13 protein-coding genes are annotated in these 15,085 nt (G+C 73.1%); 7 read left to right on the forward strand and 6 right to left on the reverse strand.

From position 1 onward, the window contains the following. Positions 1-351 precede the first annotated feature (351 nt). The 4 genes from ITX44_RS16480 to ITX44_RS16495 all read left to right on the forward strand — a co-directional run bounded on the left by ITX44_RS16480 (position 352) and on the right by ITX44_RS16495 (position 4,627). Entirely contained in the window at positions 352-1,149 is a 798-nt protein-coding gene (locus ITX44_RS16480) for an SDR family oxidoreductase (protein WP_205358225.1), read from the forward strand. After that, a complete protein-coding gene (locus ITX44_RS16485) occupies positions 1,146-2,834 on the forward strand; it encodes an AMP-binding protein (protein ID WP_205357991.1) in 1,689 nt (562 codons plus the stop codon). The genes ITX44_RS16480 and ITX44_RS16485 overlap by 4 nt, the downstream gene beginning before the upstream one ends. A gap of 107 nt (positions 2,835-2,941) precedes the next feature. Further along, a complete protein-coding gene (locus ITX44_RS16490) occupies positions 2,942-3,625 on the forward strand; it encodes a TetR/AcrR family transcriptional regulator (RefSeq protein ID WP_205357992.1) in 684 nt (227 codons plus the stop codon). Between the two features lie 18 nt (positions 3,626-3,643). Continuing rightward, positions 3,644-4,627, forward strand: a complete 984-nt coding sequence (locus ITX44_RS16495) for an NADPH:quinone oxidoreductase family protein (RefSeq protein WP_205357993.1) — start codon at positions 3,644-3,646, stop codon at positions 4,625-4,627. A 147-nt stretch (positions 4,628-4,774) separates the two neighbouring features. On the opposite strand, the gene ITX44_RS16500 is transcribed toward ITX44_RS16495, so the two are convergent. Further along, entirely contained in the window at positions 4,775-5,989 is a 1,215-nt protein-coding gene (locus ITX44_RS16500; protein WP_205357994.1) for an acyl-CoA dehydrogenase family protein, read from the reverse strand. Between the two features lie 16 nt (positions 5,990-6,005). Next, positions 6,006-7,028 (reverse strand): phosphotransferase family protein, encoded by a 1,023-nt coding sequence (locus ITX44_RS16505; RefSeq protein ID WP_205357995.1) that lies wholly within the window; start codon positions 7,026-7,028, stop codon positions 6,006-6,008. 234 nt (positions 7,029-7,262) lie between these two features. On the opposite strand from ITX44_RS16505, the gene ITX44_RS16510 reads away from it, so the two are divergent. After that, on the forward strand, positions 7,263-8,591 hold the full coding sequence (locus ITX44_RS16510) for a glucarate dehydratase family protein (protein WP_205357996.1): 1,329 nt from the start codon (positions 7,263-7,265) through the stop codon (positions 8,589-8,591). A 208-nt stretch (positions 8,592-8,799) separates the two neighbouring features. On the opposite strand, the gene ITX44_RS16515 is transcribed toward ITX44_RS16510, so the two are convergent. Together ITX44_RS16515 and ITX44_RS16520 are read right to left on the reverse strand one after the other, a co-directional pair. Continuing rightward, on the reverse strand, positions 8,800-10,197 hold the full coding sequence (locus ITX44_RS16515) for a GntP family permease (RefSeq protein ID WP_205357997.1): 1,398 nt from the start codon (positions 10,195-10,197) through the stop codon (positions 8,800-8,802). A 76-nt stretch (positions 10,198-10,273) separates the two neighbouring features. Beyond that, entirely contained in the window at positions 10,274-10,813 is a 540-nt protein-coding gene (locus tag ITX44_RS16520) for a gluconokinase (protein WP_205357998.1), read from the reverse strand. Between the two features lie 138 nt (positions 10,814-10,951). On the opposite strand from ITX44_RS16520, the gene ITX44_RS16525 reads away from it, so the two are divergent. Continuing rightward, positions 10,952-11,719: a FadR/GntR family transcriptional regulator gene (locus tag ITX44_RS16525; protein ID WP_205357999.1), complete on the forward strand. Its 768-nt coding sequence runs from the start codon at positions 10,952-10,954 to the stop codon at positions 11,717-11,719. 126 nt (positions 11,720-11,845) lie between these two features. Here ITX44_RS16525 and ITX44_RS16530 read toward each other — a convergent pair whose 3' ends face one another. Together ITX44_RS16530 and ITX44_RS16535 are read right to left on the reverse strand one after the other, a co-directional pair. After that, complete coding sequence (locus ITX44_RS16530; RefSeq protein ID WP_205358000.1) at positions 11,846-12,352, reverse strand: hypothetical protein; 507 nt, start codon at positions 12,350-12,352, stop codon at positions 11,846-11,848. Between the two features lie 201 nt (positions 12,353-12,553). Beyond that, on the reverse strand, positions 12,554-12,988 hold the full coding sequence (locus ITX44_RS16535) for a MarR family winged helix-turn-helix transcriptional regulator (RefSeq protein ID WP_205358001.1): 435 nt from the start codon (positions 12,986-12,988) through the stop codon (positions 12,554-12,556). A gap of 177 nt (positions 12,989-13,165) precedes the next feature. On the opposite strand from ITX44_RS16535, the gene ITX44_RS16540 reads away from it, so the two are divergent. Continuing rightward, positions 13,166-14,758: an MFS transporter gene (locus ITX44_RS16540; protein ID WP_205358002.1), complete on the forward strand. Its 1,593-nt coding sequence runs from the start codon at positions 13,166-13,168 to the stop codon at positions 14,756-14,758. Positions 14,759-15,085: the final 327 nt, after the last annotated feature.

Below are 15,085 nucleotides of genomic sequence, written 5' to 3' on the forward strand. Positions count from 1 at the left end.
CCCGTGGCGCCGCGATTGTCCGCTCTGTGAGTATCGTCCTGCTGTGCGCGGACCCCGTCCATCCCCCGCGCAGGTGAATGCGGGCCGGGTACGGTGCCCCAGTGGGAGCGGCCCGTGCGCTCGCTCCGGTCCGCCGTCCGGACCGGAGCCGCGGGTTCCCGGTGCGACCCTTCCGGTTGCGGTGACCGACCGCTTAGTATGCGAAAAGCCCGTGCCGCCCGCACCGGCGGGGCGGGCGACCAGCGGTCGAGCGGAAGCCGCGCCGGATTCGGTGCCGAGCCGGACCGAGCCGAGCGGAAGCCGGGCGGAAGCGCCGAGCCGGAGTCGAGTCGAAGGAGACACGTCGTGGCCGTGGAAGCACTGCGCGGGGCCCGGGTGGTCGTCACCGGGGCGGGCGGCGGGATCGGCTCGGCGCTCGCCCGCGCCTTCGCCGCCGAGGGCGCCAGAGTCGCGGTCAACGACCTCGACGCCGAGGCCGCCCGCAAGGTCGCCGACGAGATCGGCGCGGCCGTCGTCCCGGGCGACGCCTCCTCCGTGGTGCCGGCCGCCCGGACCGCGCTCGGCGGCGGCATCGACGTCTTCTGCGCGAACGCCGGGGTCGGCACCGGCGGCGGTCCCGAGGCCGACGACGCCGACTGGGAACTGGCCTGGGACGTCAACGTGATGGCGCACGTCCGCGCCGCCCGCGCCCTGCTGCCCGAATGGCTGGAGCGCGGCGAGGGCCGGTTCGTGTCCACCGTATCGGCCGCCGGGCTGCTGACCATGATCGGCGCGGCGCCGTACTCCGTGACCAAGCACGGCGCGCTCGCCTTCGCCGAATGGCTTTCCCTCACCTACCGGCACCGCGGCATACACGTGCACGCCGTCTGCCCGCAGGGCGTGCGCACCGCAATGCTGGACTCCACCGGGCCGGCCGGCGACCTGGTGCTCGCCCCGACCGCCATCGAACCGGAGGACGTGGCCCGCGCGGTGCTCGACGGCATCGCGGCCGAGCGCTTCCTGATCCTGCCGCACCCCGAGGTCGCCGAGTACGCCGCCGCCCGCGCCGCCGAACCCGAACGCTGGCTCGGCGGCATGAACAAGCTCCAGCGCGCCTACGAGGACCGGCTCGCCGAGCGGACCGTACGGCAGGAGGAGGAGCGGGCATGACGACGTACGCCGACCGACCCTGGCTGAAGCACTTCACCGCGGAGCAGCAGCGGGACAGCCACCCCGCCTCCGTGCTGCACGCCTTCCGCGACATGGCCGACCACCGGCCCGGCCACCCCGCGCTGCGCTATTTCGACGGCACCCTCTCCTACGGCGAACTCGACGAGCTCTCCAAGGGCTTCGCCCGCCACCTGGCCGGCCACGGCTTCGCCCCGGGCGACCGGCTCGCGGTGATGCTGCAGAATGTGCCGCAGTTCGTGATCGCCCTGCTCGGCGCCTGGAAGGCCGGCGGCGCGGTGCTCCCGGTCAACCCCATGTACAAGGCCCGGGAGCTGACCCACGTCCTCACCGACGCCGGGGCCGCCGGCCTGGTCTGTTCCCCGGCCGCCTGGGAGCGGTACGCGCGTGCCGCCGCGGCCGGCACTGCGGTCCGCCTCGCCTTCACCGCGAGCGAATTCGACCTCCAGACCCGGGACGACCCCCGGGCGCTCACCGGCGAGCGGCCCGCCGGGCCGGCCGAGGACGCCCCGGACCTGCTCGCCGTCGCCCGTGCCGCCGCCGGCCCCCGGCTGGGCCTGCCGCTGCCCGCGGCCGGCGACACCGCGCTGGTCAGCTACACCTCCGGCACCAGCGGCCGGCCCAAGGGCGCGCTGAACACCCACGGCAACATCTCCTTCAACGCCCACCGCCAGGTCCGCATCCAGGAACTGCCCGAGGACGCGGTGCTCTTCACGCTGGCGCCGCTGTTCCACATCACCGGCATGGTCTGCGAACTGGCCGCCGCCCTGGTCGGCGGCCACACGCTCGCGCTGGCCCACCGGTTCGAGCCCGGGGTGGTCCTCGACGCCTTCCGCGAGCACCGCCCGGCGTACACCGTCGGCCCGGCCACCGCCTTCATGGCGCTGCTCGCCCGGCCCGACGCCATTGCGGCGGATTTCGCGTCCTTCAAGCTGATCTCCTCCGGCGGCGCCCCGCTGCCGCCGGCCGTCGTCGAGGGCTTCCGGGCCCGCACCGGGCGGTATCTGGCCAACGGCTACGGCCTCACCGAGTGCACCGCGCCCTGCGCCAGCGTGCCGCCCGGCACCGAGGCGCCGGTCGACCCGGTCTCCGGCACCCTTGCGGTCGGCGTGCCCGGACCCGGCACCATGGTGCGCGTTCTGGACGACACCGGCGCCGAGGTGCCCATCGGCGAGCCCGGCGAGATAGCGGTCAGCGGACCGATGGTCGTACCCGGCTACTGGCAGCGGCCCGCGGAGTCGCGGGAGGCGATCCCGGACGGGGAACTGCGCACCGGTGACATCGGCTTCATGGACGAGGACGGCTGGCTGTACGTCGTCGACCGCAAGAAGGACATGATCAACGCCTCCGGCTTCAAGGTGTGGCCGCGCGAGGTCGAGGACGTCCTCTACACCCACCCGGCGGTCCGCGAGGCGGCCGTGGTCGGCGTGCCGGACTCCTACCGCGGCGAGAGCGTCAAGGCGTACGTCAGCCTGCGCCCCGGGACCGCCGCCGACCCGGCGGAACTGGTCACCTGGTGCCGGGAAAGACTCGCGGCGTACAAGTACCCGCGCGCGGTGGAGGTGCTGGGCGAGCTGCCCAAGACCGCGTCCGGCAAGATCCTGCGCCGCGAGCTGAAGGTCCTGGCCGGACAGGGAGCGGACCAGGACCGGGCAGCCGCCGGATAGGGTCCGTACCGGTCGGCTTGGCGCCCCGGACCCCGCCGGTTCGCACCGCCGGTGGCCCGGGCGCCGTACCGGAGGCAGGCGGACAGGCACAGGAGAGGGCACGGGCCATGGCACGCAACCGGACGAGCGGCGACGGGGACGACGCCGCCGGCACCAGCGGCACGACGGCCGCGGAGGGTACGACGGCGGCGGCCGGCGGATCCCGTACGTCCGGCGCCGCCACCGGTGTCCCCGAGCGGCTGCTGGCCGAGGCGACCCGGCTGTTCGCCGAGCGCGGCTACGACCGCACCTCTGTGCAGGAGATCGTGGCGGCGGCCGGCGTCACCAAGGGCGCCCTCTACCACTACTTCGGCTCCAAGGACGACCTGCTGCACGAGATCTACGGCCGGGTGCTGCGGCTCCAGATGGAGCGGCTCGACGCCATTGCCGCCGGCCCCGGCGACGTGAGCGAACGCCTCGCCGAAGCCGCCGCCGACGTGGTCGTCACCAGCATCGAGAACCTGGACGACACCAAGATCTTCTTCCGCTCGATGCACCAGCTCGGCCCGGACAAGCAGAAGGCGGTACGCGCCGAACGCCGCCGCTACCACGAGCGGTTCCGCTCGCTGGTCGAGGAGGGCCGGCGCGACGGCCACTTCCGCGCCGACCTGAACCCCGACCTGGTCGTCGACTTCTTCTTCGGCTCGGTGCACCACCTCGGCATCTGGTACCGCGCGGACGGCCCGCTGTCCGCCCAGCAGGTCGCCGCCGAGTTCTCCGACCTGCTGCTGCACTCGGTGCGGCGGCCCTGACCCCCACGGGAGCCCCACGTGAAGGCATGGCGTGTGCACGAGAACGGTGAACCGCGCGAGGTGCTGCGGCTGGACACCGTCCCCACCCCCTCGCCCGGCCCCGGCGAAGTGCTGCTGCGGGTGCGCGCGGCGAACGTCAACTTCCCCGACGCCATGCTGTGCCGCGGCGAGTACCAGATCCGCCCGCCGCTGCCCTTCACCCCGGGCGTGGAGCTGTGCGGCGAGGTGCTGGAACTCGGCGCGGACGTCACCGGCCTCACCCCCGGCGACCGGGTGATCGGCACCGCGCACCTGCCCGGCGGGGCCTTCGCCGAATACGCCGTGGTGCCCGCGGACTTCGTGCTGCCCGCCCCGCCCGCGCTCGACGACGCCGAGGCCGCTGCCCTGCACATCGGCTACCAGACCGGCTGGTTCGGGCTGCACCGGCGGGCCGCGCTGCGGCCGGGCGAGACCCTGCTCGTGCATGCCGCCGCCGGCGGGGTCGGCAGCGCCGCCGTCCAACTCGGCAAGGCGGCCGGCGCCACCGTGATCGGCGTGGTCGGCGGCGCGCAGAAGGTGAAGGTCGCCCGTGACCTCGGCGCCGACCTGGTGGTGGACCGCCGCACCGAGGACGTGGTGGCCGCCGTCAAGGACGCCACGTCCGGCCGCGGCGCGAACGTCGTCTACGACCCGGTGGGCGGCGACGCCTACACCAAGTCCACCAAGTGCATCGCCTTCGAGGGCCGCATCGTGGTGGTCGGCTTCACCAGCGGCACCGTCCCCACCCCGGCGCTGAACCACGCCCTGGTCAAGAACTACTCGATCCTCGGCCTGCACTGGGGCCTGTACGCCACCCACGACCCGGTCGCCGTGCACCACGCCCACGGCGAACTCACCCGGATGGCCGCCGAGGGCCTGATCAAGCCGCTGGTCAGCGAGCGCGTGCCGCTGACCGGCGCCGCGGACGCGGTGCAGCGGGTCAGCGACGGCACGACGGTGGGCCGCTTGGTGGTGCTGCCGTGAAGCCGCGTCCATAGCGCCGGCTTTCCGAAACCCGCGTCCATGGCTTCGCCTTTGCCCAGCGGCTGTGGTGACGCGGAAGCGGGCCCGGGGACGCCTCCCCGGGCCCGTGCAAAGGCCCCTGCCGGTCGGACGCGGATCAGGTGCCGGTCAGGCGTAGCGCTTGAGTTCCCGCCGGGCCAGCGAGCGCTTGTGCACCTCGTCGGGCCCGTCGGCCAGCCGCAAGGTGCGCGTCGCGGCGTAGAGGGCGGCCAGCGGGGTGTCCTGGCTGACGCCGGCCGCGCCGTGCGCCTGGATCGCCCGGTCGACGATCCGCTGCACGGCCGCGGGTGTGGCGATCTTGATGGCCTGGATCTCGGTGTGCGCGCCCTGGTTGCCGACCGTGTCCATCAGCCAGGCGGTCTTGAGCACCAGCAGCCGCAACTGCTCGATCTCCACCCGGGCCTCGGCGATCCACTCCTGGATCACCCCCTGGGCGGCCAGCGGCTTGCCGAACGCGACCCGGCCGGCCACCCGGCGGCACATCAGCTCGAGGGCCCGCTCGGCCATGCCGATCAGCCGCATGCAGTGGTGGATGCGGCCGGGGCCGAGCCTGGCCTGCGCGATGGCGAAGCCGCCGCCCTCCTCGCCGATCAGGTTCTCCGCCGGGACCCGTACGTCGTGGAAGACCACCTCGCCGTGACCGCCGTGGTCCCCGTCGTCGTACCCGAACACCCGCATGCCGCGCCGCACTTCCAGCCCCGGGGTGTCCCGGGGGACCAGGATCTGGCTCTGCTGGCGGTGCCGTTCGGCGGCCGGATCGGTCTTGCCCATCACGATGAACACCGCGCACTTCGGGTTCATCGCCCCGGAGATGTACCACTTGCGGCCGTTGATGACGTAGGAGTCGCCGTCGCGCTCGATCCGGGTCTCGATGTTGGTGGCGTCGGAGGAGGCGACCTCGGGCTCGGTCATCGCGAAGGCCGACCGGATCTCCCCGGCCAGCAGCGGCTCCAGCCACCTCTCGCGCTGCTCCGGGGTGCCGAACTCGGCCAGCACCTCCATGTTGCCGGTGTCGGGCGCGGCGCAGTTGAGCGCGGGCGGGGCCAGGTGCGGGCTGCGGCCGGTGAGTTCGGCCAGCGGCGCGTACTGGAGGTTGGTCAGCCCGGCGCCGTGCTCGCCTGGCAGGAACAGGTTCCACAGGCCCTGCCGCCGGGCCTCGGCCTTCAGTTCCTCGACCACCGGCGGCGCGGTCCAGCGGGCCTCGCCGGTGGCCTTCTCCATCTGCTCCTCGAAGACCGGTTCGGCCGGGTACACGTGTGCGTCGAGGAAGGCGGTCAGCCGTTCCTGGAGTTCCCGGGTCCTGGCGTCGTAGCCGAAGTCCATGGCGATCGGTCCTTCCTCACAGCCGGTCGAGCGTGCGCAGGCCGCGGTCGACGAAGACCGGTACGACCTCGCCGATCCGGTCGAAGCCGGGGCCGAGTGTCTGTCCCAGGGTCCAGCGGTAGTGGATGCCTTCGAGGATCACCGCCAGCTTGAAATACGCGAACGCGGTGTACCAGTCGACGGCGCTCACGTCGCGGCCGGACCGCTCGGCGTACCGCCGGACGATCTCCGCGGACGAGGGGTGGCCGGGGGCGCCGCCGGTGGTGGGGGTGGGCAGGCCGTCGCCGGCCCGCTGGTCGCTGTACATCACCAGCAGCCCCAGGTCGGCGAGCGGGTCGCCGAGGGTGGACATCTCCCAGTCCAGGACGGCGGTCAGCGTGGTGCCGTCCATCAGGACGTTGTCCAGCCGGTAGTCGCCGTGCACGACCGTGGCGGCGGGCGAGGTCGGCAGCGCCCGGCCCAGCGCCGCGTGCAGCTCGTCGATGCCGGGCAGCTCGCGGCTGCGGGAGGCGTCGAGCTGCTTGCCCCAGCGGCGCAACTGCCGGTCCAGGAAGCCCTCCGGCCGGCCGAAGTCGCCGAGTCCCACCGCGGCCGGGTCGACCGCGTGCAGGTCCACCAGGGTGTCGACCAGGTTGAGCACCGCCTGCCGGGTCGCCTCCGGGCCGATCTCCCGCAACTGCGCCTCGCTGCGGTACGGCGTCCCGGCCATGAACTCCATCACGTAGAAGGGGGCGCCCAGCACCTCCGGGTCCTCGCACAGCAGGAGTGTGCCCGGGACCGGCACCGGGGTCGGCGCCAGCGCGGTGATCACCCGGTGCTCGCGGGCCATGTCGTGGGCGGTGGCCAGGACGTGGCCCAGCGGCGGGCGGCGGACCACCCACTGGGAGGTGCCGTCCGTGACGCGGTAGGTCAGGTTGGACCGGCCGCCCTCCACGAGGGCGGCCCGGAGCTCGCCGGCCACCAGGCCGGGGCGCTCCCGGTCCAGGTGGTCGCGCAGCCGGGTGAGGTCGAGGCCGGGTGGGTTGTCGTCGCTGCTCATGCGGTCGCTGACTCCTCGTCTCGTCCGTGACGCGGTCCGTGGACGCCCGCACGGGCCCCTGTGCCGGGACCGTAGGGCGGCCGGAAAATCGTACCGACTGGTCGGTATGCCGTCCAGTGGGCGTCACCCGATGTCGCCGCTGCGTTCACCCCGGCGGCGCGCGGGGAGGGGCCGCGTTGACGGCCGTACGGCACCCGCCTACGCTCGGGACTCATGGGTGAACGTAATTCACATATGCAGACGGCGGGGTCGGGCAGCTCGATTCCGGACCCCGGCCCGGACCTCACCGTCACCGAGGTGCGGCTGACTCCCATCCTGATCGCCGACCCGCCGTTGCTCAACACCCAGGGGGTCCACCAGCCCTACACCCCGCGACTAGTCATCGAGGTGGTCACCGCCGGCGGGATCACCGGGATCGGCGAGACCTACGGCGACACCCGCTATCTCGACCTCGCCCGGCCGCTGGCCGACGCCCTGCCCGGCCGCTCGGTCAGCGACCTGAACGGCCTGTTCATCCTGGCGGACGAGGTCTGCGGCGACCCGGCCGACGTCTCCGACTCGGTCGACGTCGGCGGGCTGCGCGGGGTGCAGACCGCCGACAAGCTCCGGCTCTCGGTGGTCTCCGGCTTCGAGGTGGCCTGCCTGGACGCGCTCGGCAAGGCCCTCGGCCTGCCGGTGCACGCGCTGCTCGGCGGCAAGGTGCGCGACAGCGTCGAATACAGCGCCTACCTCTTCTACAAGTTCGCCGAGCACCCCGGCGGCGCGGGCGAATCCGAGGACTGGGGCGCCGCCCTGGACCCGGCCGGTGTGGTCGCCCAGGCCCGCCGCTTCGCCGACACGTACGGCTTCTCCTCCTTCAAGCTCAAGGGCGGCGTCTTCCCGCCCGACCAGGAGATCGCCGCGATCCGCGCGCTGGCCGCCGAGTTCCCCGGGCAACCGCTGCGGCTGGACCCCAACGGTGCCTGGTCGGTGGAGACCTCCCTTTACGTCGCCCGCGAGCTGGCCGGCGTCCTGGAGTACCTGGAGGACCCGGCCAGCACCACCGACCGGATGGCGCAGGTCGCGGCCGGCACCGACCTGCCGCTGGCCACCAACATGTGCGTGACGACCTTCCCCGAGATCAAGGAGGCCTTCGCCCGCGACGCCGTCCAGGTCGTGCTCTCCGACCACCACTACTGGGGCGGCCTGCGCAACACCCGCGAACTCGCCGCGATCTGCCGCACCTTCGGGGTCGGCCTGTCCATGCACTCCAACACCCACCTCGGCATCAGCCTGGCCGCCATGACCCACGTCGCGGCCACCGTGCCCAACCTCGACTACGCCTGCGACTCGCACTACCCCTGGCAGAGCGAGGACGTCATCACCCAGCGCCACGTCTTCCACGGCGGCCGCCTCACCGTCAGCGACCGCCCGGGCCTCGGCATCGACCTCGACCGCGACACCCTGGCCGCCCTGCACCGCCGCTGGCTCGACGACGACGGCACCATGCGCGACCGCGACGACGCCGCCGCCATGCGCAAGGCCGACCCCGCCTGGACAACCCCGGCAGTCCCGCGCTGGTGAACCGCCCCGGAAGGGCCGCGGGGGGCTGGCCGGCGGCTCGCCGGGAGTACCAAGGGGCGCGGGGAACTGCGCGACAAGCCAAACACCGGCCGGGGGTACCTCCCAGGCCGAAGGCTCTGGGGGAGATCCGGCCACGACACCAACCACCCCACCGAGACGGCCGATGTCCAAGCCGGTAAGTCGGCCCCCCACGCCCCCCCGGGTACCCCTACACGATCACCGACAAAAGCATCACGAACCCCAGCGCCACCACCGAAATCACCGTCTCCATCGTCGACCAGGTCTTGAGCGTCTGCGGGACGTCCATCCCGAAGTACTCCTTGACCAGCCAGAAACCGGCGTCGTTGACATGGCTGAAGAACAGCGACCCGGCGCCGACGGCAAGCACCAGCAGCGCGGTGTGCGTGCCGGACATGCCCGCGGCCAGCGGCGCCACCAGGCCCGACGCCGAGATGATGGCGACGGTCGCCGAACCGGTGGCGATCCGGATCAGTACGGCGATCAGCCAGCCCAGCAGCAGCGCCGAGATGTGCCAGCCGTTGGACCAGTCAAGGATCATGGTGCCGACCCCGCAGTCGATGAGGGTCTGCTTGAAGCCGCCGCCCGCGCCGACGATCAGCAGGATGCCCGCGATCGGCATCAGCGAGGCGTCGACGGTCGACGAGATCCGCTCCTTGGTGAAGCCGGCGGCCCGCCCCAGGGTGAACATCGCCACGACCACCGCGGCCAGCAGCGCGATCAGCGGGGTGCCGATCACGTCGAAGATCCGGTACGTCAGGCTGCCCTTGTCGTCGACGATGACGTCGACCAGCGCCTTGGAGAGCATCAGCACCACGGGCAGCAGCATCGTGCACACCGTGGCGAGGAAGGACGGCCGCCGCTCCAGGTCGTCCGAGGCGCGGCCCGGGGTCATCCGGTCCGGCGGGGTCGCGTCCACCCAGCCCGACGCCACCCGGCCGAACAGCGGACCGGCGATGGCCAGGGTGGGTATCGCCACCAGCACGCCGAGCGCGAGCGTCGTGCCCAGGTCGGCGTGGATCGCGTCGATGGCCGCCAGCGGCCCCGGGTGCGGCGGCACCAGACCGTGCATCACCGACAGACCGGCCAGCGCCGGGATGCCGATCCGGATCAGCGAGTGGTTGCCGCGCCGGGCCACCAGCAGCACGACCGGGATCAGCAGCACGATGCCGACCTCGAAGAACAGCGGCAGCCCGATCAGGCCCGCGATCAGGGCCATCGCCCACGGCAGCCGCTTCTCGCTGGTACGGGACAGGATGGTGTCCACGATCTGGTCCGCGCCGCCGGAGTCGGCGAGCAGCTTGCCCAGGATCGAGCCGAGCGCGATCAGCGTGCCGACGCTCGCCACGGTGCTGCCGAGTCCCGTGGTGAAGCTGGTGACGGTGTCCGCCAGCGCGGCCCCCGCGACCACCCCCAGCACCCCGGAGCCGATGGTCAGGGCCAGGAAGGCGTGCATCTTCCAGCGGGTGATCAGCAGGACGATGACGGCGATGCCGGCCAGGGCCGCCAGGGCCAGCCGGGTGTGGCCGGCGTCGGTGATCGGTGGCGGGGTCGAGGCGGCCAGCAGCTCGACGCTGAGTGCGGACACGGAGAACTCCAAACGGGGGGAGGGTGGGACGGGATGAACAGGGCGCCGCGCGGTCCGGGCGGGACGGGTGGCGCGGCTAGACGGGGGTGGCCGGCAGCGCGGCCAGGGCTCGGTCGGCGATCTGCTGCGGGCCGCCCTCGATCGGGACCACCGCGCCGGCCTCGTCGGGCTCCAGCGGCTCCAGCGTCTCGATCTGCGACTGGAGCAGCCCGGTCGGCATGAAGTGCTGCATCCGCGCGGCCAGTCGGGCCGCGATCAGCTCCTCCGGACCGTCCAGGTGCACGAAGAACAGCGGCGGGCCGGCCTGCCGGAGCCGGTCGCGGTAACGGCGGCGCAGCGCCGAACAGCTCACCACCCCGCCGCGGTCGCCGCGTTCGGCGATCCAGTCGGCGATCGCGGCGAGCCAGGGCGCCCGGTCGGTGTCGTCCAGCGGGTGACCGGCCGACATCTTGGCGATGTTGGCGGCCGGGTGGAAGTCGTCCGCCTCGGCGTACGGCACCCCCAGCCGCTCCGCCAGCAGCCCGCCGACCGTCGACTTGCCCGAGCCGGACACGCCCATCACGACGATCACCGGGCGGCCCGCGGCCACCGGTCGCGGGGGAGAAGCGGCGGTCATACGGGGTACCTCGTTTTCCGGGTGCTCGTGGTTCTCGGTGGCGGCGACCACTGAACACCTTTAGGTACTACTTATTCAAGAGGCTGTGACGTAAAAGTCATACGACAGTGCCGGGCGGCCGGGATCTAGGCTTGCCGTATGCGGCAGCAGGAGGCCCCGCGTGAGCGGCGGGCAGGGGAGAGACGGGTACCGGTCGGCGAGGACGGCGCCGGCGGCCTGCACTCACGGGTGCTGGCCGAACTCGGCCCGGCCATCGCCTCGGGCGAGCACCCGCCGGGCACGGTGCTGCGCATCGACGAACTGGAGAGCCGCTACGGCGTCTCGCGCACGGTCGTCCGCGAGGCGGTACGGGTGCTGGAGGCCATGCACCTGGTCGAATCGCGTCGGCGGGTCGGCGTCACCGTGCGCCGTACCGAGGAGTGGAACGTCTTCGACCCGGCCGTCATCCGCTGGCGACTGGCCGGCGCCGACCGCTCCCGTCAGCTCCGCTCGCTCACCACCCTGCGCACCGCCGTCGAGCCGGTCGCCGCGGGGCTCGCGGCCGTCGCCGCCGGCCCCGAGCAGTGCCGTGAACTGACCGTGCTGGCCGCCGAGATGGCCGCCGCCGGCCGGGCCGCGGACCTGTCCGCGTACCTGGTCCACGACATCGCCTTCCACCGGGTGGTCCTGGACGCCTCCGGCAACGAGATGTTCGCCCGTCTCGGTGATGTGGTCGCCGAGGTGCTGACGGGCCGCACCGAGCACCATCTGATGTTCACCGCCCCCGACCCGGAGGCGGTCACCCTGCACGTCCGCGTCGCCGAGGCCGTACGCGCCCGCGACGCCCGCGCCGCCGAGGACCTGATGCGCGAGATCTGCGTCGGCGCTCTGCGCGAACTCGACATCCTGGCGCCCGACGCACCCTGAGCCGTTTGCGGACCGGCCCCTGATTCGTTGCGGACCCGCTCGGAAACGGCGACGGGCCGGCGCCGTACCGCGCCGGCCCGTCCGTGGCTCAACCCCGGGCAGCGTCCGCCCGGCCGGAGGAGCCGGTCAGGTGCCGCTCCACCACCGGGGGGCGCCGTGGCAGGGCGTGGTGTTCGGCACCGGCGCGTAGACCACGAGATTGCCGTCGGTCTGGAAGCACAGGTAGTAGTACGCGCCGGTGTTGCCGCCGGTCTGCGAGTTCCACAACCACTGACTGCCCTGGTAGACGACGAAGTTGCCGTCGTTCTGCATCGTCGCGTAGGCGCCCGAGTGGCCCTCGGTCTGCGAGTTCCACAGCGGGTGGCCGGCCACGTCGTAGATCACCAGGTTGCCGTCGTGCTGCATGGTGAGCTGGTACTGCCCCACGCACCAGCGCTCACCCGAGCCGATGTTGCTGCCGGGCGCCCAGACCTTGTTGCTGGTCAGGCCGACCGGACAGGGAATCCAGGCGTCGTTCGCGGAAGCGGGAGCGGCAGTGGCCGCGGAAGGGACGAGCACGGCGGCCGCGGCGGCGGCCGTCATCGTGGCGGCGAGCCGGGTGGCCGCCAGGGCGGAGCGCAATCGCATGGGCATGGGCCTTCCTGGTGGGGGGTCAGCAGTCCGGAAGTGCTCGTTGCCGTTCGCGCCCCGCCGGGGGCGCGCTCGCACTCTATGTCCGGGCCGTGCCGACGGGCCCCGATATGTGCTCAACCTGCCGGTACGCAGGACCAGGCGGAACCAGGCGGAACCGTACCGGCAGGTCGGGTGCGCAGGAGGAAGGGAGAGGGGGCGGGCCTACGCGTCCAGCGCCGGCCGCATGCGTTCGACCAGCCGGTGCAGCACGGCCTGCTCGTCCGTGTCGAGGGCGTCCAGCGCGCGGTGCATCACGCCCATGTCGGCGCGGACCCGGCGGATGGTCTCCTCACCCTCCGGCGTGGCGATCACCCGCTTGATCCGGCGGTCGCGGGGGTCCGGCTCGCGGCGGGCCAGGCCCTGCGCCTCCAGCCGGTCCACGATGCCGGTGATGTTGGACGCGTCACAGGCCAGCAGGGTGGCCAGCTCCCGCATCGGCAGCGGCCGGATCAGCTGGCCGAGCAGCCGGGCCTGCATCGAGGTGAGCCCCTGACGGGCCGCGGCGGCGGCGAAGTCCCGCCACTGGGCGGTCGCGAGGACCGCGAGGGACTCCAGCAGCTCGGTCTTGGCGGGCGTGTGCGACGACGTGGCGGCCATGGTCAGGAGGGTACCCCCAGAAGCTTCATGCCTCAATCATTCGCTTGACGTCCTTAACTATTGAGGTCTACCGTCGTTCCGGTCGAATTACTTGGGAACCTCAAGTATCCAGGACCTGAAGGACCCGAGGGACCTCAAGGACTGAGGGGCGGTCGCGTCGTGAAGGGACATGCCGGGATGAGCAGCGCAAGCAGCGGGAGCGGCAGCGGAAAGGGCCGCCGAGCGGGAGTACCGGGACGGTCGGGCCCGGCGGGCTCGGGGGATCGGGCCGAGCGGACGGGCCCCAGGAGCCGGGCGGGCACGCTGGTCGCGCTCAGCCTGGCCGCGATGGTCGTGTCGATGATGCAGACCCTGGTGGTGCCGATCCTCGGCCTGATCCAGACCAGCCTGCACACCACCACGGCCGGGGCCAGCTGGGTGACCACCGCGACCCTGCTGTCGGCCGCCGTCTTCACGCCGGTGCTCGGCCGCTACGGCGACCAGCACGGCAAGAAGTCCACCCTGGTCGGGGTGCTGGTGGTGCTCATCGCCGGCACCTTGCTGGCCGCCACCACGCACACCCTGCTCTGGCTGATCGTGGGCCGCGTGCTCCAGGGCGCCGCCACCGCGATCTTCCCGCTGGCGCTGTCCATCCTGCGCGAGGAGATCGAGCCCGCCCGGCTGCCCGGTGCCATGGCCGTGGCCAGCGGAGCCTTCGCCTTCGGCAGCGGCATCGCCCTGGTCGCCACCGGCCTGCTCACCTCCGGCCACGACCCCGACTACCGCAGCGCGTTCTGGCTGGCCACCGCCATGGCCGTGGTCGTGCTGATCGCCGTGGTCGCCCTGGTGCCCGCCAGCCGCCACAAGAGCGGCGGCCGCACCGACGTACTCGGCACCCTCACCCTGGCCGCGGCCCTGGTGCTGCTCCTGCTGCCCATCACCCAGGGCCACGAATGGGGCTGGTCCTCCACCCGTACGATCGGCTGCTTCGCCGGCTTCGCGGTCATCGCCGCCGCCTGGGCGCTGGTCGAACGCCGGGTCGCCGAGCCGCTGGTCGACATGCGGACCTTCCTGCACCGCCCGGTGCTGTTCGTCAACCTCGCCGGTCTGCTGGTCGGCTTCGGCGCCTTCGTGATGCTGATCGGCGTCTCCTACCTGGCCCAGATGCCGCCGGAGCTGATCGGCTACGGCTTCGGCGCGAGCGTGCTGCGCGCCTCGGTGGAATACCTCTTCCCGGGCACCCTGGTCTCGCTGCTCGCCGCGCCCATCGGCGGCCGGCTGGTCCGCAGCCAGGGCCCGCGTCCGGTCCTGGTCTACGCGGCGCTGACCGGCGCCATCGGCTTCGGCTGGATGGTCGCCGACCACCACCACGCCGGGTCCGTGATCGGCGGAGCCGCCCTGGTGGGCGCCGCGATCGCCCTGGGATACGCGGCCATGCCCGCGGTCGTCGTCGGCAGTGTCCCGCCGAGCGAGACCGGCATCGCCAACGGCATCAACTCCATCTCCCGGTCCACCGGCAGCGCCATCGGCAGCGCCGTGGTCACCACGGTGCTCGCCTCCCGCACGGTCCCGCACCTGCCGCCGGGCGTCCCGGCGCTGCCCGCCCAGTCGCAGTACACCCTCGCCTTCGTCATCGCCGGCGTGGCCTTCGCCCTGATCGCCGCCGTCTCCTGGTTCGGCCTCCGGCACATCCGGCTGGCCGCGCACCACACGCAGCAGACGGAGGTGGCCCGCAAGGTGGCCGAGGACCGGCTGGAGGCACGGGAGACCGCGCGGGCGGCCAGGGACTGAGGCCGGGCCGAGGGCCGGGGGAGGGGCCGACCCCGGCCGTCGGTCGGTCCCGCTCGCCGGGCCGCACCCCGCACGCACCTCGGGCAGGTCGGTCATGGGGCCGGCGCTCAGGGCCAGCCGCGGACCGCGCTGACGGGCGGGATTCGCTCACGCGCTGCCCCCGCTGACCCTGCTGGCCCCGCTGGCGCGGCTGGCCCTGTTGGCCCCGCTGACCCCGGTCACCGGGCCGCCCCCTGCGCGGGTCCGCCACGCCCGAGCGCCGGGCGGGCCCGGTTACGAACCAGTGCCCGGGGTCACCTGGGAATCCGCTCACCGGCGGACTTCGCC

This window comes from Actinacidiphila acididurans (assembly GCF_016918855.1).
Taxonomy (GTDB): Bacteria; Actinomycetota; Actinomycetes; order Streptomycetales; family Streptomycetaceae; genus Actinacidiphila; species Actinacidiphila acididurans.

Bases quoted from the DNA above. Each gene is read 5' to 3' on its own strand.
- ITX44_RS16485 (WP_205357991.1), top strand. From the start codon at position 1,146: ATGACGACGTACGCCGACCGACCCTGGCTGAAGCACTTCACCGCGGAG.
- ITX44_RS16490 (WP_205357992.1), top strand. From the start codon at position 2,942: ATGGCACGCAACCGGACGAGCGGCGACGGGGACGACGCCGCCGGCACC.
- ITX44_RS16500 (WP_205357994.1), bottom strand. From the start codon at position 5,989: ATGGACTTCGGCTACGACGCCAGGACCCGGGAACTCCAGGAACGGCTG.
- ITX44_RS16505 (WP_205357995.1), bottom strand. From the start codon at position 7,028: ATGAGCAGCGACGACAACCCACCCGGCCTCGACCTCACCCGGCTGCGC.
- ITX44_RS16510 (WP_205357996.1), top strand. From the start codon at position 7,263: ATGCAGACGGCGGGGTCGGGCAGCTCGATTCCGGACCCCGGCCCGGAC.
- ITX44_RS16520 (WP_205357998.1), bottom strand. From the start codon at position 10,813: ATGACCGCCGCTTCTCCCCCGCGACCGGTGGCCGCGGGCCGCCCGGTG.
- ITX44_RS16525 (WP_205357999.1), top strand. From the start codon at position 10,952: ATGCGGCAGCAGGAGGCCCCGCGTGAGCGGCGGGCAGGGGAGAGACGG.
- ITX44_RS16530 (WP_205358000.1), bottom strand. From the start codon at position 12,352: ATGCCCATGCGATTGCGCTCCGCCCTGGCGGCCACCCGGCTCGCCGCC.
- ITX44_RS16535 (WP_205358001.1), bottom strand. From the start codon at position 12,988: ATGGCCGCCACGTCGTCGCACACGCCCGCCAAGACCGAGCTGCTGGAG.
- ITX44_RS16540 (WP_205358002.1), top strand. From the start codon at position 13,166: ATGAGCAGCGCAAGCAGCGGGAGCGGCAGCGGAAAGGGCCGCCGAGCG.